Source organism: Oleidesulfovibrio vietnamensis, from assembly GCF_055388115.1.
Genome location: NZ_AP042419.1, coordinates 667,307 through 692,692 on the forward strand (window position 1 = coordinate 667,307; position 25,386 = coordinate 692,692).

The 25,386-nt window shown below is 59.0% G+C and carries 22 protein-coding genes; 18 read left to right on the forward strand and 4 right to left on the reverse strand.

The window, feature by feature from the left end; genetic code table 11:
- The first annotated feature begins 37 nt into the window (after positions 1–37).
- From ACZ5D1_RS02775 to speB, 3 genes are all read left to right on the forward strand, one after another.
- Positions 38–1,234, forward strand: coding sequence for a saccharopine dehydrogenase family protein (locus ACZ5D1_RS02775; protein WP_464555821.1), 1,197 nt, complete (start codon positions 38–40; stop codon positions 1,232–1,234).
- On the forward strand, positions 1,207–2,382 hold the full coding sequence (nspC, locus tag ACZ5D1_RS02780; RefSeq protein ID WP_455696409.1) for a carboxynorspermidine decarboxylase: 1,176 nt from the start codon (positions 1,207–1,209) through the stop codon (positions 2,380–2,382). Before ACZ5D1_RS02775 ends, nspC begins: the two co-directional genes overlap by 28 nt.
- A 62-nt stretch (positions 2,383–2,444) precedes the next feature.
- Positions 2,445–3,344 (forward strand): agmatinase, encoded by a 900-nt coding sequence (gene speB, locus ACZ5D1_RS02785; RefSeq protein ID WP_011366688.1) that lies wholly within the window; start codon positions 2,445–2,447, stop codon positions 3,342–3,344.
- A 330-nt stretch (positions 3,345–3,674) separates the two neighbouring features.
- Here speB and ACZ5D1_RS02790 read toward each other — a convergent pair whose 3' ends face one another.
- The 3 genes from ACZ5D1_RS02790 to ACZ5D1_RS02800 all read right to left on the reverse strand — a co-directional run bounded on the left by ACZ5D1_RS02790 (position 3,675) and on the right by ACZ5D1_RS02800 (position 6,919).
- A complete protein-coding gene (locus ACZ5D1_RS02790; RefSeq protein ID WP_011366689.1) occupies positions 3,675–4,169 on the reverse strand; it encodes a chemotaxis protein CheW in 495 nt (164 codons plus the stop codon).
- 120 nt (positions 4,170–4,289) lie between these two features.
- Positions 4,290–6,248, reverse strand: a complete 1,959-nt coding sequence (locus tag ACZ5D1_RS02795; protein WP_464555823.1) for a DUF2207 domain-containing protein — start codon at positions 6,246–6,248, stop codon at positions 4,290–4,292.
- A 113-nt stretch (positions 6,249–6,361) separates the two neighbouring features.
- Complete coding sequence (locus ACZ5D1_RS02800; RefSeq protein WP_464555824.1) at positions 6,362–6,919, reverse strand: LemA family protein; 558 nt, start codon at positions 6,917–6,919, stop codon at positions 6,362–6,364.
- Positions 6,920–7,566: 647 nt separating this feature from the next.
- Between ACZ5D1_RS02800 and ACZ5D1_RS02805 the strand changes: the two genes are divergently transcribed.
- The 13 genes from ACZ5D1_RS02805 to ACZ5D1_RS02865 all read left to right on the forward strand — a co-directional run bounded on the left by ACZ5D1_RS02805 (position 7,567) and on the right by ACZ5D1_RS02865 (position 20,464).
- Positions 7,567–8,301 (forward strand): cytochrome c3 family protein, encoded by a 735-nt coding sequence (locus tag ACZ5D1_RS02805; RefSeq protein WP_049753747.1) that lies wholly within the window; start codon positions 7,567–7,569, stop codon positions 8,299–8,301.
- A gap of 5 nt (positions 8,302–8,306) precedes the next feature.
- Positions 8,307–9,503 (forward strand): NADH:quinone oxidoreductase subunit RnfC, encoded by a 1,197-nt coding sequence (locus ACZ5D1_RS02810; RefSeq protein WP_464555826.1) that lies wholly within the window; start codon positions 8,307–8,309, stop codon positions 9,501–9,503.
- Positions 9,504–9,520: 17 nt separating this feature from the next.
- Positions 9,521–10,480, forward strand: coding sequence for an RnfABCDGE type electron transport complex subunit D (locus tag ACZ5D1_RS02815; RefSeq protein WP_011366695.1), 960 nt, complete (start codon positions 9,521–9,523; stop codon positions 10,478–10,480).
- A gap of 3 nt (positions 10,481–10,483) precedes the next feature.
- Positions 10,484–11,062: an RnfABCDGE type electron transport complex subunit G gene (gene rnfG, locus ACZ5D1_RS02820; protein ID WP_011366696.1), complete on the forward strand. Its 579-nt coding sequence runs from the start codon at positions 10,484–10,486 to the stop codon at positions 11,060–11,062.
- A 61-nt stretch (positions 11,063–11,123) separates the two neighbouring features.
- Positions 11,124–11,798, forward strand: a complete 675-nt coding sequence (gene rsxE, locus ACZ5D1_RS02825) for an electron transport complex subunit RsxE (protein WP_011366697.1) — start codon at positions 11,124–11,126, stop codon at positions 11,796–11,798.
- 12 nt (positions 11,799–11,810) lie between these two features.
- Positions 11,811–12,386: an electron transport complex protein RnfA gene (locus ACZ5D1_RS02830; protein WP_011366698.1), complete on the forward strand. Its 576-nt coding sequence runs from the start codon at positions 11,811–11,813 to the stop codon at positions 12,384–12,386.
- 75 nt (positions 12,387–12,461) lie between these two features.
- A complete protein-coding gene (rnfB, locus tag ACZ5D1_RS02835; RefSeq protein WP_011366699.1) occupies positions 12,462–13,331 on the forward strand; it encodes an RnfABCDGE type electron transport complex subunit B in 870 nt (289 codons plus the stop codon).
- 60 nt (positions 13,332–13,391) lie between these two features.
- Positions 13,392–14,420: an FAD:protein FMN transferase gene (locus ACZ5D1_RS02840; RefSeq protein WP_011366700.1), complete on the forward strand. Its 1,029-nt coding sequence runs from the start codon at positions 13,392–13,394 to the stop codon at positions 14,418–14,420.
- A gap of 341 nt (positions 14,421–14,761) precedes the next feature.
- The gene (locus tag ACZ5D1_RS02845) at positions 14,762–15,184 is read left to right on the forward strand and encodes a universal stress protein (protein WP_011366701.1); all 423 of its coding nucleotides are present in this window, start codon (positions 14,762–14,764) and stop codon (positions 15,182–15,184) included.
- A 194-nt stretch (positions 15,185–15,378) separates the two neighbouring features.
- A complete protein-coding gene (cls, locus tag ACZ5D1_RS02850) occupies positions 15,379–16,833 on the forward strand; it encodes a cardiolipin synthase (protein ID WP_011366702.1) in 1,455 nt (484 codons plus the stop codon).
- 199 nt (positions 16,834–17,032) lie between these two features.
- Positions 17,033–18,025 carry a zinc dependent phospholipase C family protein gene (locus ACZ5D1_RS02855; protein WP_051363932.1) on the forward strand — a complete coding sequence of 331 codons (993 nt, stop codon included), beginning with the start codon at positions 17,033–17,035 and terminating at the stop codon, positions 18,023–18,025.
- 175 nt (positions 18,026–18,200) lie between these two features.
- Positions 18,201–19,340, forward strand: a complete 1,140-nt coding sequence (locus ACZ5D1_RS02860; RefSeq protein ID WP_464555831.1) for a glycosyltransferase family 4 protein — start codon at positions 18,201–18,203, stop codon at positions 19,338–19,340.
- Between the two features lie 14 nt (positions 19,341–19,354).
- Positions 19,355–20,464: a glycosyltransferase gene (locus tag ACZ5D1_RS02865; protein ID WP_011366705.1), complete on the forward strand. Its 1,110-nt coding sequence runs from the start codon at positions 19,355–19,357 to the stop codon at positions 20,462–20,464.
- Positions 20,465–20,542: 78 nt separating this feature from the next.
- Here ACZ5D1_RS02865 and ACZ5D1_RS02870 read toward each other — a convergent pair whose 3' ends face one another.
- Positions 20,543–22,603 carry a type I secretion C-terminal target domain-containing protein gene (locus tag ACZ5D1_RS02870; protein WP_464555832.1) on the reverse strand — a complete coding sequence of 687 codons (2,061 nt, stop codon included), beginning with the start codon at positions 22,601–22,603 and terminating at the stop codon, positions 20,543–20,545.
- A gap of 772 nt (positions 22,604–23,375) precedes the next feature.
- On the opposite strand from ACZ5D1_RS02870, the gene ACZ5D1_RS02875 reads away from it, so the two are divergent.
- Complete coding sequence (locus ACZ5D1_RS02875; protein WP_011366707.1) at positions 23,376–24,149, forward strand: DUF169 domain-containing protein; 774 nt, start codon at positions 23,376–23,378, stop codon at positions 24,147–24,149.
- A 70-nt stretch (positions 24,150–24,219) separates the two neighbouring features.
- A complete protein-coding gene (locus ACZ5D1_RS02880; RefSeq protein ID WP_011366708.1) occupies positions 24,220–25,374 on the forward strand; it encodes a sulfite exporter TauE/SafE family protein in 1,155 nt (384 codons plus the stop codon).
- The last annotated feature ends 12 nt before the right edge of the window (positions 25,375–25,386 follow it).

Sequence of the window (25,386 nt, forward strand, 5' to 3'; positions counted from 1 at the left end):
GTGCACGCCGCATGATGCGGCTGCAAGGAGATGCCCTATGGCAAAAGTGCTCATTCTCGGCGCCGGCGGTGTCGGCTCTGTTGCCGCGCATAAGTGCGCGCAGGCCCCGGATATTTTTTCAGAAATCGTGCTGGCAAGCCGCACGGTCTCCAAATGCGTCGCCATTGCCGATTCCATCCGGCAGCGCACCGGCCGCACCATAGAAACCGCTCAGGTGGATGCCGACAACGTGGCGGAAATGGTGCAGCTGATCAACGCGGTAAAGCCTGATCTGGTGGTGAATCTCGCCCTGCCGTATCAGGATCTGCCCGTCATGGATGCCTGCCTTGAAACCGGCGTCAATTATCTGGACACGGCCAACTACGAACCGCCGGACACTGCCCGTTTTGAATACAAGTGGCAGTGGGAGTATCAGGACCGCTTCAGGGAAAAAGGGCTCATGGCACTGCTGGGCAGCGGGTTTGATCCCGGTGTGACCAACGTGTTTGCCGCCCATGCCGTCAAGCACCATTTTGACGAGATTCATGTTCTCGACATTATCGACTGCAATGCCGGTGATCACGGCTATCCTTTTGCCACCAATTTCAATCCGGAAATCAATATCCGTGAAGTAACCGCCAGAGGGCGCTACTGGGAGCGCGGCGAATGGGTGGAGACCGATCCTCTTTCGTGGAGCATGCAGTATGATTTCCCCGAGGGCATCGGCAGGAAAAAGTGCTTTCTCATGTACCACGAAGAGCTTGAGTCGCTGGTGCGCAACCTGCCCGGCATCAGGCGCGCCCGGTTCTGGATGACGTTTTCAGACAACTATCTCAACCACCTGAAGGTGCTTGAAAATGTTGGTATGACCCGCATTGATCCCGTGCGCTATAACGGGCAGGACATTGTGCCGCTGCAGTTTCTCAAGGAACTGCTGCCCGATCCCGCATCGCTGGGCCCGCGTACCAAAGGCAAGACCTGCATCGGCAACGTGATGCACGGTGTCAAGGACGGCAAGGAAAAGAGCCTGTACGTATACAACGTATGTGATCATGAAGAATGCTACCGCGAGGTAGGTTCTCAGGCCATTTCCTACACCACCGGCGTGCCCGCGATGATAGGTGCCATGATGATGGTCACCGGCAAGTGGCAGGGCAGCGGCGTGTTTAACATGGAACAGCTTGACCCTGACCCGTTCATGGAAGAGCTCAACAAGCGTGGTCTGCCGTGGAAAGAGGTTATCTTGAAAGGTTAGGCATCGGAAGGGTGCCCTCGCCGTGCTTTGTGGTGGACGAGGGCCTTCTGAGCCGGAATCTTGCCGTGCTGGACACGGTTCAGCAGCGCACCGGTGCCAGAATTCTGCTGGCACTCAAGGGGTTTGCCATGTTCAGCGTGTTTCCGCTGCTGCGCACGGTGCTGCATGGAGCCTGTGCCAGTTCGCCGCATGAGGCCCGTCTTGCGCGGGAGGAATTCGGGCGCGAGGTGCATGTTTTTGCCGCCGCGTACTCCGATGACGACATGCAGGACATCCTGCGGCACGCTGACCATGTGGTGTTCAACTCATTTGCACAGCTGGAGCGTTTCCGGCCTGCGGTGCAGGCCTGTCCGCGGCATGTGAGCATGGGTATACGCGTCAATCCCGAACACTCGGAAGGCGCGGTGCCCATATACGACCCGTGTTCGGACGGTTCTCGTCTGGGCGTGCGTCTGCGTGAGTTTGAAGCGGCTCTGGAACGGGATTCCGGCGCACTGGACGGTGTGGAGGGGCTGCATTTTCATACGCTGTGTCAGCACAATGCCGATGCGCTGGAGCGTACGCTGGCCGAGGTGGAAAAGAAATTCGGCCGGTGGATGCACGGCATGCAGTGGGTCAACATGGGCGGCGGGCACCACATTACCCGCAGCGATTACGATGTGGACACGCTGTGCCGGTGCGCCGCGCATGTGCGCCGCACATACGATGTGCAGGTGTATCTGGAGCCCGGCGAGGCGGTGGCGCTGGACACCGGCATACTGGTGGCCACCGTGCTGGATGTGGTTCAGGCGGATATGCCTGTGGCCATACTGGACGCTTCGGCCGCATGCCATATGCCCGATGTACTGGAAATGCCCTACAGGCCCCATGTCATCGGCTCGGGGCTGCAGGGGGAAAAAGCGTATTCCTACCGCTTTGCCGGCAAGTCGTGTCTTGCTGGTGATGTCATCGGCGAATACTCGTTTGATGAGCCGCTCAGGGCCGGAGACAGGGTGGCCTTTACCGATATGGCCATCTACTCCATGGTGAAAACAAACACCTTCAACGGGCTGCAGCTGCCTGCCATAGCACGCTACAGGCCCGCCACCGATGAAATACTGGTCGAGCGTACCTTCGGGTACGAAGACTTCAGAAACAGGCTTTCCTGAACCGGTGACCGCCCCGTGCCTTGCGGGGCGGTCTTGCGCGGTGTGCCGCGCGAGGAGCTGATATGAGTTTGTGCGAACATGAAGAGCGTTTTCTGGACTCCGAGCTGGAGCCTGTGGCGCCCGGAAAGGCGCGGTTTCATATTATTCCGGCGGGCTACGAAGCCTCTGTATCGTACGGCGGAGGCACCTTCAGGGGGCCTGCCGCCATTCTGGCCGCGTCGCGGCAGCTGGAGCTGTGGGACGGGCTGTCCGACCCTTCACGGCTGGGGCTGTTCACCCACTGCCCTGTGGACTGCGATGCAGAAACGGCAGAGGTGCTGATGCGTATCGAAGCCTCGGTGCAGGCCGCGCTGGACGCTGCGCCGGAGAATCCGCCTGTGCCTGTGCTGCTGGGCGGAGAGCATACCGTCACGCTGGGAGCGCTGAGGGCTTTGTATAAACGGTACGGATCGTTCGGGGTGGTGCAGTTTGATGCGCATGCCGATCTGAGAGAACGCTACGACGGTACCCCCTACAGCCACGCCTGCGTCATGCGCAGGGCGCTTGAAATGGGCCTGCCGCTGGTGCAGGTGGGCGTGCGTGCCTGCAGCGAAGAAGAAGTCCGGGTGCGCACGGCACATGGCGTGACATGCTGGGACGCCCGTCAGCTGGCGGAACACGGTCTGCCGGAGCATATTCTGCCGCCGGACTTTCCCTCGCGGGTGTATGTGACGTTTGATGTGGACGGGCTGGACCCTGCGGTCATACGCGCCACGGGAACCCCCGTGCCGGGAGGACTGGGCTGGTGGGACGCTCAGCACATGCTGCGGCAGGCAGTGGAAGGGCGCCATGTCCTTGGTATGGATGTCGTGGAACTGGCACCGGATCTTGGTGACATTGCCTCGGACTTTGCCGCGGCGCAACTGGTGTACAACATGATGGGCATGGTGCAGCGGCATGCCGCAGCAAAGGGGCGCGTCTGACCCTGAGCTGTAGTTCGCCTTGCGCGCCGCTGCCCTCTACGGGCACAGCCGTTTCACCGTTCACATGCTGCGGCCGTCCTTGAGGGCGCTGCAGGTGACAGCCGTACGGACACGCATTTTCTATCCGCCGCCGGAAGCCGTTTTTCAACGGGCAGTCCGGCGGCGGTATTTTTTTGCGTGGTAGTGCATTGCCGGTGCCGTGCACCGCTGACGCCGTCACAGGAACACCGTGACGGGGGGTGCGCGGCCGTATGATGAAGGAGAGACAATGGCCCCGGTGTGCCGTGTATGCGCCCGCGGCGGGGCATGCCGGACTGAGGCGGGCTGTTTTTACAGGGGGGCCGCCGGCGGCATTTCCATTTCCGCCTGCGAAAAAAGCCGTTCCGCGTCCAGCAGCATGACAAACGCGTTGTCGTGGCGGGTAATGCCCCTGATGTACTCCGGTTGTATGGCTGTTCCCATGCGGGGGGCCGGTTCCACGGCATCGGGGCTGATGTCCACCACTTCGCGCACTCCGTCCGCCAGCGCTCCGATGATGGACAGCTCGCCGTCCATCATCACCTCCACGATGATTATGCAGGTATCCACGGTGTCCTGCACTGCGGGCATGGCGAATTTGCGCCGCAAATCGACCACGGGCACGGCATGCCCCCGCAGATTGATGACACCGCGCATAAATGCCGGTGTTCGTGGAATGCGTGTGATGTGAGGCAGTTCCAGCACCTCGCGTATGGAGTCTATTTCAAGCGCAAACAGCTCGTTATCCAGAACAAAAGTGAAGTACTGGCTGCATTGGCTGCACTGTGCGGTGGTATCTTCTGTCATGGGAGGTGCCCTGCTTTGTTGATGGCGGCGGGTGCGCACGCGGCATTGTCCGCGTGTACCCGCTGCATTCTCTGCTTGTTACGATGATGCCGCACTTCACGTGCGGGCGCAATAGGATGATTACCAGCCGCCGCCCCCGCCGCCGCCTCCTCCGGAACCGCTGCCTCCGCCGCTGCTGCCGCTTCCGCCGCTGCTGAAGCCGCCGGAAGAACCGGAGACGGTGGATTCCGGCATGCTGGCGGAGACTGATGCCCCGATGCTGCTGCCCAGCGCGGCGCCCAGTCCGGCATGGCGCATCTCTGTGCCGGAAAAACCTCTGTCATACCAGCGTATGCCGTAGTTGGTGCTGTCTTCGCCGCGCAGCTGCATGGCAGCTTTAAAGCTGTCCTCCCAGCGGCGTTCAACGCCGAAAGCCATGGCAAAGGGCAACAGGGCCTCAAACCGCTCGCGGGTGATTTCAGGCTGGTCCTGCATCTGCAGCCGCTGCTTTTCGGTGAGCGAAAGAAACAGTCTGAATCCTTTTAGCTCATTGACGAGAGCCATGCCTTTTTCGGTGTAGGCGGGCATCAGTCTGCGGAAAAGCCAGAGCAGAAACACGTTCCACAGCACGATGACCATGCCGGTGTTGGCTTCTGCATGTCTGTTGAAAGAGGCAAAAAAGATGAGCGCGAAACTGAAAAATATCAAAGAGAACAGTATGCCCGGAATGCTGAACCGCCTGCTGAGAATCTTGTAGGGCACAAGTCCTGCCATGAGCAGCAACATGCCGGAAGCGGCCCCCGCCATAAATCCTCCGGCATCACCGGCGAACACAAGCGGTACGCTGCCTGCCAGTGCGGCAATGCTGCTCAGCACACACAGCAGCAGTTTGGAGGTGTTGTTGCGGCGTATTTCAGGGGTGTCATAGCGTTCTTTCATGGAGCGCTGCAGCGCATCCGCCGCCGAAGAAAGCGCCGGCCGGTTATAGCTGCTCAGCTGCACTGTGTTGCCTGTCCTGAACAGCTCTTCCAGCACCTGCCGGTTGGCGGGTACCGACGAGGGCTTGCCGGTGGCATGCAGAACATGTGTCATTTTTTCCGTTTCAATGGTCAGACAGCCTTCTGCTGCCAGATGCACGATGCTGAGCATCAGCGCGCGTTTGCGCGGCATGGGGGCGTTTTGCAGCAGGCTGCCGGCAGATGCCGCGTCCATACCTGCGGGCGGCTCATAGCGGGGGATTACCACCGGGCCGTGCGGGTCGCGTCCGAATTTGTGCCAAAGGAGGGCAAAGACCAGAAGGGGCAGCAACTGCAGCGCGATTCCGGCAAAGAAAAGTTTGTTGTCAGCCCATACGGCAGCAAAGCCCTGCGGTCCCGCAAGGCCGTCCGGCGGTGTCAGCCGCGTGAATATGGTGAAGCCTTCCCGGGGCGGCAGCGGCTTGGTGGTGGCAAATGCGGCTTCTGCCCCGTGGTACGATGCGGTGAACGTCGTGCCGTGTTCACCGGGTCTGCCTGTGGCCCCCGTGGCGGACACAACAGATACCCCGGGAGGAGCCACAACGGTGCACGTGGCTTTGTCGATGGTGAAGTCCCAGTAGTTGCCTGTCACGTTCCACGCCAGCAGCGCTTCTTTGCCGTCTTCGGGTACACCTATCTGTTTGTCCAGCGTGTAGGTTATCTCATAGGTGTGCACCCCGTGGTCCAGCATGGCATGCCCCGAGCCGATGAGTATGCGCAGTACATGATTGCGCTGTTCCACGGCATAGGGTTCCGGTTTTCCGTTGCGCAGCACGTTCTGCACAATGAGCGCATGACGGCGGCGTAAACCCATGCCGAGCTTGTAGCGCACCGGAATATCGCGGAAAATACCGCGCCGGATGTTTTGGCCCAGAACGTTGACCCTGATGGTCTCACGCACGGACAACAGCCCGTCGGGCTGAATGTGCACGGTGGAATCAAACAGCAGAATGCGTTCTGCCGCATGGGCCTGCCGGGCTGCGCAGGCGGGAACGGGAGAAGACAGCAGCAGAGCGCAGAGCAGCGGCACGGCGGCCAGACAGGCGGCAAACAGCGCTGTCCGCTTTTGCAGGGTGTGGGACATGGTGATGATCCTGATAAGCAAGGGGCGTCGTAAAGGCCGCAACGCGTTGCGGCCGGTTTTCAGGTACGTACGGCTGCACAGGGCCGGTATCAGCGGCGGGGCGGTGCCCCGTGCTAAAACTGCACGGCGGGGACAGCACGCTGGGCGGCGTCTTCCAGTTCAAAATAGTCTGCGCGGGAAAACTTGAATATTCCGGCTATGATATTTGACGGGAAACTGTCTACGGCCACATTCATCTGGCGTACTGTGCCGTTGTAGTAGCGGCGGGCGTTCTGGATGTTGTCTTCCAGAGAGGCAAGCTGTTCCTGCAGCTGCCTGAATCCGGCATCAGCCTTCAGTTGGGGGTAGCTTTCCGAAAGGGCGAACAGATTGCCAAGCGCCTGACCCAGAAAGCTTTCCGCCACTGCCGCCTCCTGCGGTCCGCCCGCTGTCATGCAGCGGCTTCTCGCTTCGGTGACAGCCGTCAGGGTCTGATTTTCGTGGTCTGCATATCCGCGCACAGTGGCGACAAGGTTGGGCACAAGATCGTGACGCTGCTTCAGATGAACGTCGATACCGCTCCAGGCTTCTTCAATCATGGCCCGGAAGCGGACAAAACGGTTGTACAGCATGATGCCCCACAGCACGATCAATGCTGCGGGTGCCGCCGTTGCTATGAAAATATACATCATGTTTGCTCCAAGGTAATCAGATGCTGTTGCTGCTGCCGCGCAGTGCGGGTGATGTGCAGTACCGCAAAGAGGCTGCGGTGCGGCGCATCGGCGCAGAAACGGGGACATACGTTGCGGGGCGGGCGCAGCATAGCAGAAAAGCAATGCAGGAGGCCAGAAGTTACTTGTCCTGTGATACTGATTGGTTGGCAGGACTGCTGCCCTAAAACACGGCTTGCGGCAAGATGCCTGCCCGGCGTTGTTTCAGACAGCATGTCCGGCGTTGTTTTCATAAAGTGGTGCGGTACTGCGATGTGGTGCAGGCAGCAGTGTATGACGCGGGAGCTGGTACCGCATGGGCGGGGTGCACAACATGCACCGTGTGCTCCGCCGCTTGCCTGTATGCGAGGGTGCCGGGTATGTGAAAAATTTAATTAGTGTTGTGATATCGCATGGTTGAGTGACCACACAAGCGTTAACGTTGCGGTAATACACAGCAAACTGTCTGCGTGTTGAGTAGGAGTGTCGGTTTCTGAGGGTACTTTCCAAAAACGGCAAAATGTTCTAAGCAAATCCAGCCGGCAGATATCTTTCGCAGAATCGAATAGTTAATGGTTCAACTTACATGTTGAGGAAGGTGTCCATTGCCAAGGAGATACGTTCCCACAGTGGTGATTGTTGGTATTCTGGCGGCCGTGGCTGCTTTCGGCTATCTGAGCCCTAAGCAGACGCAGGCCGAGCCCATGCGTATTTTGTTCGATAATTCGGGCGGAAAGGTGATTTTTGATCACAAAACGCATGCAGAGAATTACGGCATAGAATGCCAGACATGTCACCACGAAAGCGAGACGGCGAGACCTGACCCCATGGCCTGTGGCGACTGCCACGGCGTGGCCGTCACGGACGAGTTCCGTAAAGAGCATGTGGCCAGTTACTCCGACGAAGCATGTGTGACCTGTCACCATGTGGAATTTACCGGAGTGGACTGGAGCCATGAAGAGCACACCGGATACGATGACTGTACCGCGTGTCACCATGGACCGGACATCGAGCCAGAACCCATGGCCTGCTCCAACTGTCATGAAGCTCAGGGGGATGAATCCATGCCCGGGCTGCGTGATTCCGTTCACCGCCGCTGCCAGACCTGTCACGCCGACATGTTCGAAGAGAAGATGGACGGGTGCGACAGTTGCCACACCAGCGCCAGCCAGCGCGAAGCTCTGAAAAACGGAACCCTGGACAAGGCATTCACGGCCTGTGCCTCGTGTCATTACGAGGAAAAAGTGGACGAACTCATTCCCAACAGAATGGGCGCTTTCCACGGTCAGTGCATGGGATGTCACGAAGAGGTCCAAAGCGGCCCCTTTGAAAAGAGTCAATGCAACCAGTGCCATTTCCGGTGATGTCTATGAGTACTACTCCCTTTGCTCTCATCTGCGGCGACAGGAGCGCATTTATCAACGGGCCGGAGCCTGCTGAGGTGCGCATACCCTTAAGTGGTCACGGTCAGAAGGCCGTGAAGAAAAAAGCCCAGGTCCATACCGGAATGCTGGTGGCCGATCACCCCGGCGACAAGCGCGGAGAGGCGCACAGCTCCATATGCGGTGTTGTGGCCGAAGTTACTCCGGAATGTGTGGTCATAACGGCGCAGAAACCTGCAGAACCGGCCGAAGGCGAAGAGCCTGCCAAGACGCAAGCCGATGCGATTGATCTGTCATCGCTTGAAAAAGACGGGCTGAAAGCAGCCCTGAAAAGCCTCGGCATCGACCTGCGGGTGTTTCTGCGCAGGGCTGAACTCCTTATCATCAACGGGCTGAATCCCGATCCCGGCATCCGCTGGGCAGAAGCTCTGCTGGAGAATCATAAAGCCACCCTTGAAAAAGGGCTCGCACTGCTCAAGGTGCTTTCTCCGGCGGAAAATATCATTCTGGCCGCACACGATGCGGGCATCAGCCTTGCCGGCGCATCCACCAGAGCGGTGGCCCCCGTTTACCCCAACAGTGTCGAAAGACTGCTTGCCGCTGCCGTGACCGGCAGTGAACAGGCCAAAGGCGTCAATATGATAGGTCTGCACGAACTGTACAGACTGGGCTGTGCCGCCGAGACCGGACTGCCCGTCACGCAGACAGTGATGACCGTGCAGGACAAAAACTACCTGGTCAAAGTGGGCACCACCGTGCAGGCTTTGCTGGACCATGCCGGTATCAGCGTGGGCGAAGGCGACAGGGTTGTGCTGGGCGGTCCCTTGCGGGGCAGAAGCCTGAGCCGGCTGGACATAGGCATAGGCAAAGATGACACCGCGCTTTTTGTGGTGCCTGCCGGCACATATCCGCCTGTCAGCGACACCGCCTGCATCAACTGCGGCGAATGTATTCTGCGCTGTCCTGCGCGTATACGGCCCAACCTGCTGGGACGCTACAGCGAATTCCGCATGTACGACAAGTGCAAGGACGAATACATCGATTCCTGCGTGGAATGCGGACTGTGCAGTTACTGGTGCGTGGCCAGACGCCCTGTGCTCCAGCTTATCCAGCTGGCAAAACATCAGATCGTGCTTCAGGAGCAGCAGGTGACCGCCTGTTCCCTGCAGGGCGAGACCAAGTAGACAGGGGGTAACAGCAAATGGCAAACGAATCATTGGCCAAAGCCCCGTTTCTCGCCGTCGGGGCGGCTCCGCACTGGCATTGCGGGCGCACCATACACGGCATGATGCGGGATTATCTTATCGCCCTGATGCCCGCGGTGGCCATGGCCGTCTATATGTACGGTCTGGACGCGCTGCGGGTTATGGCCCTTTCATGCGTGACTGCGGTGGTTATAGAGGCCGTGTGCCTGAAAGCCATGGAGCGCGATGTCACGGTGGACGACAACAGTGCCCTGTTGCAGGGGCTGCTGCTGGCTTTTCTGCTGCCTGCCTCCGCCCCGTGGTGGCTGGTTATTCTGGGCAGCGCCTTCACAATTTTACTCGGACGTCTGGTCTTCGGCGGACTGGGGGCAAACCCCGTATGTGCGCCGCTGGTGGGCTGGGCCATTCTTTCCATTTCGTGGAAGCTGGAAATGGATATCGACGCGGCCATGCTTAACACCATGCTGGTCAACCCGCTTACGCAGCTGAAGTATTTCGGTGCGCAGAAAGTGGCGGACATCAGCTACACCGGCCTGCTGGCCGGACAGCAGCTGGGGGCTCTGGGCTCTTCGCAGGTGGGCGCGCTGCTGCTGGGCGGAATATATCTGCTGGTGCGGCGCACCGTGCGCTGGCAGCTGCCCGCGGCATTCTTCGGCGGCGTGCTGCTGATTTCAGGCATTTTCTACGCCATAGACAGCAGCCAGTACGCTTCGCCTCTTTTCCATCTGCTCACAGGCAGTGTGGTGTTCGGCGCCTTCTTTCTGGTGACGGACTCTTCCTCTTCTCCCGTGGGCAAGGCCGCCATGGTCATCTTCGGCCTGCTGGCCGGAGGTATGGTGGTAACCATCAGGGTCTACGGCATGTATCCCGACGGCGTGCCCTTTGCCATTCTGCTGGCAAACATGACATCGCCGCTGCTGGATATGATCCGCCCCAAGCCTTTCGGAGCGAGGTAAGCCATGCGTGAAATCATTAAAATGATCGTGGTGCTTTCCACAATCTGCGTCATATCGGGCTTTGCCCTTTCTTCGCTGAAAAAACTGACCGCCCCCCAGATAGAGCTTCAGGTTCTGACCTATGTGCAGGGACCGGCCATCAAGGACGTGCTTTCCGGATACGACAACGACCCCATTGCAGACCGGCGCAGGTTTACCGACCCCTCCACGGGGGCCGAGTACAACGTGTTTCCGGCCAAAAAAGGCGGCAAGCTTTTTGCCGTGGCGCTTGAAAACTTCGGCGGCGGTTACGGCGGCGATATCGGCGTGATGGTGGGTTTTGACGTGGAAAACGACGTTCTGACGGGAATAGGCGTCACCACCATGAAGGAAACCCCGGGCCTTGGCACCGTCATTGCCGAAGATTCCTTCACCTCGAAGTTTACGGGCAAGGGGCTTGATGTGGCCCTGAAGTCCGACGGCGGAGAGATTGACGGTATTTCCGGTGCGACGTTCTCCAGTATCGGCTGCATGGTTGCCGTGCAGAAAGCCTCTGCGGTCTACAAATCGCTGAAGAGCGAGATCGTCACAGGCTTCAACTAGGCGAAAACCAGACGCAACATGCGTACCCCGCGGCACGCGGGCGACGTCATAGGAGAATACAATGGCCAGCATGTGGAAAGAGTTCAGCAAAGGCCTGTGGAGGGAAATTCCTCCGTTCAGGCTGGTTCTGGGGCTGTGCCCGGTGCTTGCGGTCACCAAGTCCGCCAATAACGGCTTCGGTATGGGCATGGCGGTAATCTTCGTGCTCTTTTTATCCAACGTCATCATTTCGCTGGTGCGCAACCTTATTCCCAAAAAGGTGCGCATCGCCTGTTATATCGCCATCGCCGCCTCGCTGGTGGTGGCCATCGAGCTGCTTATGCAGGCATATGCCTATCCGTTGTACCAGCAGCTCGGCATCTTTGTTCCCCTGATTGTTGTTAACTGCATCATTCTGGGGCGTGCAGAAGCTTTTGCAGGTAAAAACCCGGTGCATCTGGCCGCGGCTGACGGGCTGGGCATCGGCATGGGCTTCTGCCTGTCGCTCACCTTTCTCGGCTCGCTGCGCGAAATGCTGGGCACCGGTACGGTTTTCGGCCATCAGGTGATGTGGCAGGGGTTCAAACCCCTCACATTCATGGTCGAAGCGCCGGGCGCGTTCATTTCTCTGGGGCTTGTTCTGGGCGCCATGAACCTGCTCAGCATTGTGCAGGCCAAGCGCAAGGGCATCCCCGAACCGGAAAACCCGACCCCCGGCTGCGAATCGTGTCGCGGCTGCGCCGCAGGTCACAGGTAAGGGAGGCTGAACATGGATTATTTCCTGCTTTTGATCTCGGCGATCTTTGTCAACAACATTGTTCTTGCCCAGTATCTCGGCCAGTGCCCCTACCTTGGCTGTTCCAAGGAAAAAGGTGTCAGTCTGGGCATGGGCGGCGCCGTCATATTCGTCATGATGCTGGCTACCCCCATCACATGGCTGCTGCAGAAGTTTGTGCTTACCCCGCTGCATCTTGATTATCTGCAGACCATTATGTTCATTCTGGTCATTGCGTCTCTTGTGCAGCTGGTCGAGATGTTCCTTAAAAAGATGGTGCCCCCCCTGTACAGTTCACTGGGCATTTTTCTGCCGCTCATTACCACCAACTGCGCGGTTCTCGGTGTGGCCATTCTGGTGCAGCGCAAAGAGTTCGACCTCGGCACGTCGGTCTTTTACGCGTTTGCGGCAGGGCTCGGCTTTATGCTGGCTCTGGTGCTGCTTGCCGGTCTGCGCGAGCGGCTGGAGATCACCCGTGTGCCGCGCGCCCTTGCGGGTGTGCCGGTGGGGCTGGTTATGGCGGGGCTTATGTCCATGGCTTTCATGGCCTTCCAGGGCATGATTTCCTAGGGAAGTACCGGAACAAGGACAAGCCCTTTCCGCGGGAAATCCGCAAAGGAAAGGAAAACAGACAAGGACAGCGATATGGTCGTAACATCCGTGCTTTCCCTGCTGGCGCTCGGTTTTGTCGCAGCCTGTGTGCTGGCGGCCGCTTCCCGGGTTTTTTATGTAGAGGAAGATCCGCGCGTTGAAGCTGTGCTGGACGCCCTGCCGGGCGCTAACTGCGGCGGCTGCGGTTTTGCCGGCTGTGAAGCGTATGCCCAGGCTGTGCTGGCCGATCCTTCGGTCAGTGCCGGGCTGTGCTGCGCAGGTGGTCCGGAAGTGGCCCACAAGGTGGGTGAGCTTTCCGGCAAGGCCGCAGGCGATGATGAACCGCTGGTTTCTTTCCGGCGCTGTGTAAAAGATGAAGGTAAGGTGGCATCCCGTTACGGGTACGAGGGATTTGCATCCTGCACTGCCGCGGCAATGATCGAAGACGGCCCCGACGCGTGCCGTTTTTCGTGCATCGGCTACGGCGACTGCGTGCGCGGGTGCCCCTTTGACGCCATGTATATAGAAAACGGCCTTGTGCATATTGACGAAGAAAAATGCACAAGCTGCGGCGCATGCATCCGCATATGCCCGCGCAATATTCTGGAACTCATCCCGCGCCGTGCGCGTGTCATGGTTTACTGCTCAACGCAGGATAAAATGAAGGCCGTGATGAACGTGTGCGAAGCAGGCTGCATCAACTGCGCAAAATGCGTCAAGAAGTGTCCGGCAAACGCCATAACGCAGGAAGGCGGCAAGATCATGATTGATCAGAAAGCCTGCCTCGCGTTCGGGCCGGAATGCGGTGAAGCCTGTGTGGAAGCGTGTCCGCGCAACATTCTGCGCCATACATGCCCCACAGCCAAAGTCAGGCTGGCCGAGCTGAAAGCGCAGGACGCGGCTCAGGATGAGGCTTCCGCCTGAGGGCGGCGGCAGGTTTACAACCGCGCCTGAAAAAGCGCGTGTGATACTTGGAGTCATTCCATGGAAAAAAATACCGCATCCAGAAGACAGTTTATCCAGACATGCGGTCTGCTGGGGCTTTCCGTGGCGGCAGGGGCAGCTTTGCCCGCTGTGGCCGGCGCCGCACGCATAGGCGGTGAGCACACCGTAACCCAGACGCGCCTGCAGATGGGCACCCTTGTGACGCTGACAGCCGTTCATACCTCGCGCCTGCAGGCCGAGGAGGCTCTGGGGCGTGCTTTTGAAGAAATAGACAGGCTTGCCGCCGTGTTCAGCCGGTACGACAGCACCACCCCCGTGTATGTGCTTAACCGTGACGGAAGGGTCTCAGGCATCGGGCCTGAACTTAAGGAAGTGATGGACCGCGCGCTGCGTTTCGGCAGCCTGACGGATAATGCGTTCAACATTACGGTGAAGCCTGTGGTCGACCTGTTCAGCAGCCGGCAGAACCTTGCCGGCAGCGTGCAGCTTTCTCAGGAAGACGTGTCGCATGCGCTTAGTCTTGTCGACGCGCGTGGTGTGCAGCTGGGGCGCGACAGCATCCGGCTGCAGCGCGAAGGAATGGGCGTGACGCTGGACGGCATTGCCAAAGGCTACATTGTAGACAAAGCTTCTTCCGTGCTTAGCGCCTGCGGCGTGCGCAATCATATGATCAACGCCGGCGGCGATATACGCACCAGCGGAGAAAAAGCCGGCGGCAAACCGTGGGTTATCGCCATTCAGGACCCTGATAAAAAGCGGAACTACCCCGCGACTATTGCCCTGCGTGATGGTGCCATTGCCACTTCCGGAGGTTATGAGGTCTTTTACGACCGCAAACGCATGTACAGCCATCTGGTAAGCCCCGCCACCGGCAGCAGCCCGCACAGCGTGCTCAGTGTGTCGGTGACGGCTCCCACCGTGATGGAGGCAGATACACTGGCTACTGCGGTGTATGTCATGCAGGCCCGCAGCGGTCTGCAGTTCATGGACAGCCTTACGGGACGCGAATGTCTTATTCTGGGACGTAACGGGGCTGCCTATACATCGCGCAACTGGGCAAAAGCATAAAACTGCTGCCCGGGAGCATTAAAGTCCGTTCTGTCCGGCCGCTTTGCGGCCGGACTTTTTTTGTTCCGGTGCCGGTGGCGGCTGCTGCCGCGGGATGGAAAGCAGAGGCACTGTGTGGCGTGTTCCGGCATGTGCTGCGGGGCCGAATTCAGGCGCGGCAGGCTTGCCGGGCGTTTTTTGTTCGCGGATAGTATTGTTTCCGCAGCAGGTTGTCGCCGGCCTGTCCGTGTGCTAGTGTCGGCATCATCCTTTTAGTAACAACGTTCCGGCCGCCGTGCCGGAGCGTACTGACATCACATTCAATGACACTTGCAGTGAATGATCATTGCGCGGAGGTTGTTATGGCGTTTAAAAAAATACTGCTGGCTGTGGACGGTTCCAGCAATTCCCGTTTTGCCATGCGTCACGCCGTGGCGCTGGCCAGATGCTCGGAAGGGCAGGTAGTGCTGATGCATTGTTTCGGCGAGGTGCCCAACCTTATCGGCGGTGCGGCCCGTACTGAAATTGCAGCCGAAATGCATAAGAATGCTGAAGAAATGATACAGGTCTTCCGCGAAGATCTGGAACGCGAAGGCGTGAAGTTTACCGTGCGCATCGAACACGGCAAGCCCAGCGACACCATTGTGGAAGTAGCCGATGACGAAAAGTGCGATGTAATAGTCATGGGTTCGCGCGGGCTGAATGATTTTGAAGGTATGCTGCTGGGCAGTGTGGCCCACCGGGTACTTTCCATGTCCGGCGTGCCGGTGCTCGTGTCGCGCTAGCGGTTGCGCGTAAAATTATACAGGCGGTTCCGCTGGGGCCGCCTTTCTTTTTGTCTGCGGCATTGCCCTTCTGTGTGGCTGGCGGTAAGAAGAATACCAGCCGCGTTCCTGCGGCTGCCCCGCAGCATGCCGTTGTCTGCCCGTTTGCAGCAGCATGCCGCGGCCGGAGTTGTAACTGAAAGCGGAGTCGCGAGATGGATTTCACTCTTCTCAGCGGCCTGCTGGTGGTGATCAACCTGTGCGTGTCGTTCACCGCTGCGGGCCATGCCCTGCTGAACAAGCGGGAGCCCAGAGCCTCTCTCGGGTGGGTGGCGGTGTGCCTTACCTTTCCTCTGGCGGGGCCGTTGCTCTATTTCGTGTTCGGCATCAACCGTGTGCGCAGCAAGGCAGAACGGTTGAATGAAGAAAATTCGGCCAGAGGCACCGCCACAAAAGGGCGGCTGCACGGCGGAACCCATCCCTTTCTGCCGCCCGGCTCCATGGACGATTATCTTATTGCGCCGGTCTACCGCACGCTGCAGCGTTCCGGTCTGGCTGTCACCGGAATGCCGCTGGTGGGCGGTAACGATGTGCGCATCATGCATAACGGCGAGCAGGCCTACCCCCGCATGATCGAAGCGGTGGAATGTGCCGAAGACTCACTGTACCTTGCCACATATATTTTTGAAACCGGACCGGAAGGCCGGCGCTTTATCGAAGCTCTGAGCTCCGCTGCGGCACGGGGCGTTGATGTGCGTGTGCTGGTGGACGGCGTGGGCGAGCTGTACGCCTTTCCCCGCGCGGGAACCCTGCTGCAGCGGCGGGGAGTGCGCGTGGCGCGTTTCCTTCCGCCTCGTCTTTTTCCTCCCCAGCTTAGTGTCAATCTGCGCAACCACCGCAAGGTGCTGGTGGCCGACGGGCAGGTAGGCTTTACCGGCGGCATGAATCTGGGTGACAGGCATATGGTGGACAATCCGGAAAACAGACGCCCCGTGGTGGACATTCATTTCGGATTTTCCGGCCCTGTGGTGGCCCAGCTGCAGGAAGCTTTTCTGGATGACTGGGGGTTTGCCACCGGCGAATATACGCTGCCCCGCCGCGTGACGGAAGAGCCGTGCGGCGATACGCTGTGCCGCGTGGTCAAAGGCGGTCCCGGGCAGGATATCGACCGTATTTCGGCTTTGATGACGGGCGTCATCTCCAGTGCGTGCCGCTCGGTACGCATCATGACTCCGTATTTTCTGCCGTCCGGCGATCTGATAAGCGCCATGCAGGCAGCTGCCCTGCGCGGGGTGCGGGTGGATGTGGTGCTGCCCGGAAAAAATAATCTGCCGGCAGTGCACTGGGCCACACGCAACATGCTGTGGCAGCTGCTGCGGTTCGGGGTGCATGTCTACTACCAGCCCGGCCCTTTTGTACATTCCAAGATCATGCTCATCGACGGCAGTTACGCGCAGGTGGGGTCTGCCAATCTGGACCCCCGCAGCCTGCGGCTTAATTTCGAGCTGAATGTGGAGATATTTGATACGTCCGTCGTGCGTCCGCTGGTAAGGCATTTCGACAACGTGCGGCGCAATGCGCGCAGCATAACCCTGAGCGAACTGGAAAACCGTTCCCTGCCGGTGCGTATGCGCGATGCCGCATTCTGGCTGTTCACCCCGTATTTGTAGTCGTGCTGTGTATATGCTAAAAAATGAAGTGCTGCTATTCCTTCCGGTTGGCACAAAGGCGGCTGATAGCTGTTGACATGTCGTGCCGGAGAGCTAGTACATAGGGTGTTTGGTACATTGCGTAAAAAGAATCTTTAGCGGTACACATTCTGTGGAAAAACGCACAAACCGACCGGAATCGCCGGAAGCATATATTCTCATGAAGCATGGTGATAAAATTGTACGGCGCGGCGCAACGCCCGGCGCCGGACGCACTGGCAGATGGCCTCTGGCGGTGGCTTTCAGTATTTTCATGCTGCTGCTTCTGCCTGATGCGGCCATGGCATGGGGACCGGGGGTGCACATGGCCTGTTCCGAGTGGCTGTTTGCCAACCTGACCCTGCTGCCTGCCGGTGTGGCTACTGTTATTTCCGCGTATGAGTCCGTTTTCCGCTACGGGGCGCTCAGTGCCGATATTTTCATAGGCAAAGGATGTGCCGTCACCCCCGGTCACAGCCACAACTGGGAAACCGCACACACGCTGCTGCGCAGTGCCGACTCGCCCCGTCTTAAAGCCTATGCCTACGGCTATCTTTCTCATCTTGCGGCGGATACGGTGGCCCACAACCACTATGTGCCTAACAGCATGTGTAGTACAGGCGGCAGCAAGCTGAGTCATGTTTATGTCGAAATGCTGGCCGATTGCATGGTTCCGTGGAACAGAGGCACGGCAGGCGCATTGTACCGGCTGGGTTCGGCCGAGGCAGACAGGGTGCTGCGGGCCGCTGTGACGCCGCAGCGGGTGCCTTTTTTTGTTAAAAAGCAGATTTTTATGGGCAGTGTGGCCTTGTGTGGCCATCGGCGCTGGCGCCGGTCGGTCAAGCTTGTGGACAGAGTGCTGCCTTTCGGCATGAATGCTGTTTATCTGGCTGAAATGCTCAATGTCTCGCTGCGGGCCGTTGTGGATGTTCTTTCCGACCCCTTCGGTTCGGTGGTGACGGGCATTGACCCCATAGGCGAGCACAATCTGGCAGCCATACGCAGCCGGACGCAGGGAGGCGCCGTCAGGCGGGCTTTGCGCGGGTTGCGAACCGTCCGGAGGGGCCGCTCCGGCACGGTTGCCGGCGGATGTGAAGGGGTATTGTTTCCTCTTGACCCGCGTCTTGCGTCACTAGATTTTCCGGCCGGTCGTACTGCCTGTCAGGCTGCGTGACTGCAGTCTGTCTGTGCGTCTGCCAGTCAGAAGGGAGCCATCCGGCTCCTTTTTTTGTGTGCGGCATCAGGCGGCGGCCGCTTGCCCGCGACGGCGGCACGGTGTACCAACGTGTTGCCCTGATATCTGGCGCGGGTAATCGCACGCCGTGCCGCATTCATGCAGGAGAAAAAACATGCCGGAACCAGTTCTGGTCATTGTGAAATATTGCGATCCTTCCACAGGCGGCGAAGGGGTGGCCTACCGTTTCTGCCGGTATATGCAGAGCCGCGGGGTTCCTTTTCAGCTTGTCTGCGGCAGAAACAAGGATCCGCACGGTCCACTGGCGGAGCACGTGGTGGAACTGGGTATGCTGCGGCCCACAAGGCTGCTCAAATATGCATCGTTTTTCCGCAGGGCAGAGCGGTACATCGCCTGTACGCGCGGGGTGCCTTTTTCGTTTGAATATGTGCGCGGTGCCGCCATTGTGCGGCAGACAGGCGTACATGCCACTTTTCTCAGGCGCTCGCTGGAGGGCCTGCCCGAAAAGGAAAAACGCTGTAAGATGCGCAGCCGGTGGTGGAATCTGTACAACAGGTATGTTCCCGCACAGGAACGCCGAGTCCTTGATTCCGCCGCGCTGCAACGCATTCTGGTGCCTTCGGGCATGACACGGGACGAGGTGTGCCAAAGCTATCCGCAGCATTGTCACAAGGTGACCGTCATTCATAACGGGGTGGACACGGAACGCTTTCATCCCGCGGATGAGGCGGCGCGCGCGGCTGCGCGCGAACGGTACTGGCCCGGTGCGGGCGCACGGCGCATAGTGGGGTTTGCGGGCAATATATTTATGCGCAAGGGACTGGCCCATTGTATAGGCAGTCTGCGTGGTCTGCCCGAAGATGTGGTGCTGCTGGTGGCAGGCGGTGATAATGCCGCCCCGTACAGACAGCAGGCCGCAGCGCTGGGCGTGGAGCACAGAGTCCGCTTTGCCGGAGCCGTGGCCGATATGCCGCAGTTTTTTCATGCGCTGGATGCCTTCTGTCTGCCCACCCGCTACGATCCGTTCGGTCTGGTCATAGCCGAAGCCGTGGCGGCAGGAGTGCCCGTTGTTACATCGCATCTGGCCGGCAGTGCGGAGATTGTGCAGGACGGCGTGACCGGTGCGGTATGCCGTTCTCTGGATGACAGTGCCGTGGCGCAGGCCGTGGATAAGGCCCTGAGGCTGGACAGATCAGGTATTGCCGATTCGGCCCCTGACGAGCGCGATATGTTCGCCCGCTATCTGGCGCTGGCAGATGACGTGCGTGCCGCACGCCGACCCGTCAGGCCATGAAACAAGGAACACAGATGCATATTGTATACGTTATCGGCGGACTTTTCCGCGGAGGCATAGAAAACTGGCTGCTGAACATCACGCCCTGCCTGCAGCGCGAAGGCTGCCGCGTTACCGTGGTCAACATGACAGGAAAGGGTGATCTGGTGCCGCTGTTTGCGGAGGCGGGCGTGTCCGTGGTCAACGTGGGAAGGCGCGGTCTGCCGGCAGGCACACACCGGCTGGATACGACACTGAGGCTGCGGCGCCTGCTGCGCCGTTTGCAGCCGGATGTTATACAGACCATGCATTTTGCCGCCAATTACCATACCCGGCTTGCCGCGGCGGGCACCGGAGTGCCGGTCATCACCAACATACGCACCATGGCCCGCGAGACCAAGCCGGTGCGCAGAATAATGAACAAGCTTCTTTCGGCGCGCACAGCCATGTTTGTCTCTGTATCACAGGCCGTTGATGCCGTGGTGCAGCAGGATCACAACCTGTTCCGCGCACCTTCGCGGGTGGTGTACAACGGTATTCCCGAGGGGCATTTCAGCGCTGCGGCGGCGGATGCGGGCACTCTGGTGCCGCAGGGGGCGCCTGTGCTGGTGACGGCATGCAGGCTGGTGCCGGTGAAGAATATGGATTTTTTTCTGCGCGTCTTCCGGAAAATAACCGCCGATGTGCCTGATGCGTTCTTTGTGCTGATGGGCGACGGCGGCGAGCGTGCGGCGCTGGAACAGCAGGCCGGAGAACTGGGCATTGCGTCACAGGTTGTTTTTACGGGTATGCGCAGCGATGTGCCCGCGGTGCTGAAGGGGCTTTGCGACCGGCGCAGTGTTTTTGTCATGCCCTCCCGCTGGGAAGGCTTTCCCAACGCAGCGCTGGAAGCCCTGGCCTGCGGGGTGCCGCTGGTTGTTTCCGATACTGTGCCGGTAAAGGAAGTTACGGAGGATGCCGCCGTTGTGCTGCCGCTGGATGAAGACGTATGGGCGGATGGCCTGACAGCCCTGCTGAATGACCCGCAGCGGCTTGATGCCATGCGTGAAAAGGGGAGCGCCGTGGCGGAGCGGTTCAGATTTTCGGCGCACGTGGCGGAATGGAAACAGCTGTATACCGATGTTGTCCGTCAGGCGGCCCGCTGACTGCGGGAGCGGCGGAGGATATGAATGAAAAAGGGCGCCTTTGCGGCGCCCTTTGGTGTTTTTTTGCCCCCGTTGCTGTTACGGGGTTCCCAGAATGATGTTCAGTTCGTTCAGCTGATCGGTCATGGATGTGGCATCCACTCCGTGCAGGGTGATTTCCTGCACCACCTGTGCGGGAGCACCGTCGGCGTGTATGCTGATGGTGGTGTCTGTGCCGTCGCTGCTTATGGTGATGTTGTCGTGCAGGTTGCTGTCCGAAGACACGCCGGAGAGCAGGTCGCGCAGATCAAGGCTGTCACCCTGTGTGGTGTCGTAGTCCATGATGTGGTCGTGTGCAGGCGTGGTTACTGTGCCCTGATCGCCGTTATGCCACATGAAGGTGTCGGCACCGGTTCCGCCCTCAAGCGTATCGTTGCCCGGTCCGCCCACCAGAATGTCGTTTCCGGCGCCGCCCAGCAGCACATCATTGCCGCTCTGGCCGTACATGATGTCATCTCCGGCTCCGCCGTCAAGGGTGTCGTCGCCGCCGTAGCGCGAACCGGAAGCAAGAGCTTCGTGGTTGTCGCGGATATAGTCGACGATGTTTTCCCACGATTCACCGGCAGCGACCAGCTTCTGCATGACAGCCCAGCCCTGTCCGTCGGGGTGGGCGTCTATGCTTGCGTTGCCGCTGATGGAAGTGATGCCGTCGGTGTTCAGCACATCGCCGAACATGATGTCGTTGCCGTCGCCGCCGGTCAGCAGGTCGTCGCCGAGCTGCTGATGGACATTCTGCATGGCATGCGACAGATCGGGGGTGGTGTTGACAAATTCCGATCCGCCGGTGTTGTCGAACTGATCGGCCACCCAGCCTGCGGTCTCGTCACCTGCGGGGTTGATATCCTCGCCGGGACGGGTGCGTATTATGGTGTCAGCCTGTCCGAGACCGAAGGTATGGACCTCCACGCCCCATGATGCGCCGATAAGTGCGTTGTATCCGTCCAGCGCGGGGTCAAAGTCGTTCTGGTCCATTACCTTGCCGTTCAGGCTGGAGCCTTTGTCGTACCCGTCGGTGCTGCCCGGATCATTGTGCACCGTGGGGGCGCCGTCGGTTACAAAGATGGCTACATTTTTGTAACCGGCATGACCGGGGTCCTGATTGGCGGCATCGAACCATTCTCTGCCGGTTTCCATGGCGGCGTCGAAGTTGGTTCCCTGCGGGTTCACAGGCGGCTGGTCAATCCCCAGTGCATGCAGCGCGTTGCTTATGACGGTGGCCATATCGGGGTTGGTCAGGTCGATACTTACCGGTCCGTTAAGCGTGGTGTAGCCGAACGTGGTCACGGCAAGGTTTATGTTGTCGTGGCCTGCGTATTTGCTGATGAAGTCGCTCAGCGCCTTTGCCGCCGCTTCGTAGCGCGCCTGCGTGCCTCCGTTTCCGTCTGATATGGATTCGGACATGCTGTACGACATGTCGATGACAACAAGCACGTTGGCGTTTTCCAGCTGACCCTGCGCATCACCCACCAGCACATCATTGCCGCCGGTGCCGGTAATGGTTCCGCTGTCCACAGGCACTTGCGTGCCGTCGTCCACGCGGTCGGTGTGCGGTTGTGTGCCGGTCAGGTTGTCACCTTCGTTGCTGCCCACAATAAGTGTGGACGGCGTGCCGCCTGCGCCCGTTCCGCCGTCGTCGGGGTCCAGACCTTCCTCGTCCAGCGGGCCTTCGGGCAATGGATTGACAAAGTTGACGTTACCGATGGGGTCAAGCGGATCGATGCCGTCGTACAGCAGGCCGGGATCGTCGGAATATTCCCCCGACCCGCCGCTTGCTGCGCCGGGACCGGCGGCTGTTTCAATTTCAAGTCCCTGCATCTGGAAAAACGCCTGACCGTCCAGCACGGTGCCGTCGGCAAGTGTCAATTGCGGAGCTTCACCCGCTGCAAGGCCATCGACAAAGCCTTCCAGCGTAATGGTGCCGCCGTCGGCAAACTGGAAAATCAGATCGCCGCCATCCTGCACCAGCGTTGCTTCATCCAGATTGAAGCCCAGCATAATGGCCTGAGCTCCGGTCGTCAGTTCCGTCTGCCGGCCCGCTTCGGGCCGCCGGAGCAGAACCTGTCCCTGTCGGGCTGTATCGGTTGTTGTTGCGGTAGTCATGGCTTATCCCTCCCCCCGGCAGCATTTTGCTGCGGGTGATACTGGCCGTGTTTCCGGCGTGCGGACTGCCGTGGGCAGCCCGTGCCGCGGGGTATGTACCTGCTGCCGCCGGCGCGGGCAATATTTTTCATATTGCTGCCGTCATGTTGCACGCATCAGGTACGTATAAAGCACAGTAGTATTCAGAAAGATATGTTGTTGCGGCGCTGCGGGCAATATTATGCAGGCTGAAAAATACTCCGGAGGGCAAAAGTGTTTTTTTCTGTAAAGTAAACTGACACTGCGGGCACAGGCATGATTGAAACGTGTATTTGTGCTGTACAGGTTGCGCTTGTGTGGTACTGTTACCTGCATTCCGGCCCCGGGCAGAGCGGTGCCGGTTGTGCTTTATGGTGCAAGGCGCTTTTCCGGTCCGGAAAGCAGAACGCACTGGTCTTTTTCTGCTCTCTTTGTGGCATTGTCCGGTAAAAGTGCTGCCCTGCGAGGCATGTGGGATATATGGTTATTTTGTTATAATATTCTGATTTTATTACCTTAGCGTTGTCTGATTGTTAAATAATTCACAATCGGATGATGTTTTGAGAGGGTTTGAGAGGGTGAGTTCGTGAAAAAAAATCCTTTTTTTCTCATTCGCAAAGAATCTTGAGCGGTAGTGCGGGCATTGGTAGTGAGCGTCAACAACACAGCAAGACGCGAGGGCGATACAGGCAGGCGCGTGGGGATGCAGCCTCCGGAACCGCCCTTTCCGCACAACGAAAAGGAGAGTACCGCCGTGAATTTCAAGGAAATGCAAGCCACCCTCATGCACGAACTGCGCCTGTACCATTACCCTGTCGCTGTTAAATTTTTCTTTGATCAGGCAGAAGTGGACAAGTTCAAGGCTGAAACCGAGTACTACACTCCGCTGAAGGCCATGACATTCTGTCAGTGGCAGATAGCCGCCCGCATGAAGGGGCAGACCGTCTATTCCGAACGCGAAGGTCTGGGCTGCAGCAACGCGGTTTTCAGCTTCGGCTGGAAAGATCTGGACGAAGCCGAAGTGAAGAGCCATGCCAAATACTGTAAGGACCTTGATCAGGCCAAGCGGTTTGTTGAAACCAAATCGCGCCTGCCCGAAGGCCTTATAGGCATTGCGGTGGCTCCTCTGGCCGATGCCACATTTATGCCCGATACCGTGCACTTCTACTGCGACAACATGCAGGCCTATCATCTGGCCGTGGATTACATGGCCGCCACAGACACCCACCCCCTGCGTCCGCAGATCACCATGAACTCTTCCGCCTGCGGTGGTAACGTGTACACCATGGTGGAAAAGCAGTTCAACATGCTGCCCGCCTGTTCCGGCAGTTACAACGCCGGCAAGACCGAACGCGGCGAAATCAACGTCATTATTCCCGGCGAGCAGATGCAGATGGTGTACGAACGCCTGCTCGAGCGCATGGAAAAGCTGGGCAGCTCTTCCATCACCAAGCCCGGAGACGGCTTCCCCGGTGCGGACGTGTGCAAAAACTGCCCGCTTATCGTATTTAAAAAAGCAAAGGATTAACCTGAAGGGTTTGTTTGTCCGCCGCCGCATGCAGCGCGGCGGCGGGCGCATAGCAAAGGAGAACAGCACCATGAAAAACAAGCATCTTTTGATTCTGGGTCTGCTCGGGCTGGTTATTCTGGCCGGTGCACAACCCGCTCTGGCAGACCGGCTGGCTGACGCCATTGCCGCCACCCCCGCCGGCACCGGTGCCGGACAGATCGACCCCAATGCGGCTCCCGGCTATCTGGGTATTGCGGGCGCTCCCAACGTCAACCTGATTCTCGGCTTCTTCTGGGCCTGCTGGGTAGGCTGGATTTTCTCCACCGTCGGCGCTTTCGGCGGCATCATGGCAGGTGTGGGCCACATCACCATTTTCGGCTTCGGCAACTACGCTTCCAGCTTCAAGGAAACGTCTCCCGCGCTGAACAAGGTCATTACCGACTCCATCCGCGTGTCCAACCAGTGGCTGGTTGGTACCTCTGCCGGTATGTCTTCCTTCAACTACTGGAAGATGGGCCGTCTGGTGCTGCCCCTCGGTCTGGCGCTGGGCATCGGTTCCGTCATGGGTTCCACCCTTATTCCGTGGCTGACCGCCGGTAAAATTTCACTGAAGTCCTACATCGGTTACTTCGGCCTGTTTGTTCTGTTCCTCGGCTGCTACCTGCTGTACGAAACCTCTCCCAGAGGTCAGGCAGGCAAAAAGGCTGCCAAGGAAGCTGCAAAGGCTTTTGAAGCTTCCATGAAGGCAGAACGCGAAGGCGCAAAGGTTGATACCGCCGCACAGGGCGTCAAGGTTGTCAGCATTTCGCTCAACAGAGTCGTGTTCACATTCTTCGGTGTTGAATTCTCCTTCAACCCCATGGTTCCTGCCATCGGCGGTTTCTTCATCGCCGGCATGGCTTCTTTCCTCGGCGTGGGCGGCGGCTTCCTGCTGGTGCCGTTCCTGACCAGCGTTGCCGGTCTGCCCATGTACCTTGTGGCCGGTACTTCGGCTCTGGCTGTTCTCATCGGCATGGTGACCTCCATCACCACCTACATGCTGGCCGGCGGCACTCCGGTGTTCTGGCAGCTCATCGGTGTTGAACTGGTCGGCATCCTTGTGGGTTCCTTCATCGGTCCCCGTACTTCCAAGTATATCCCCGATGTATGGCTGAAGCGCATCTTCATCGTGCTCGCCTTCTACGTGGGTATCCGCTACGTGACCAAGGGCTTCCTCGGTTACGCCGTACTGCCCCCGTTCTAGCAGACGGGCGGT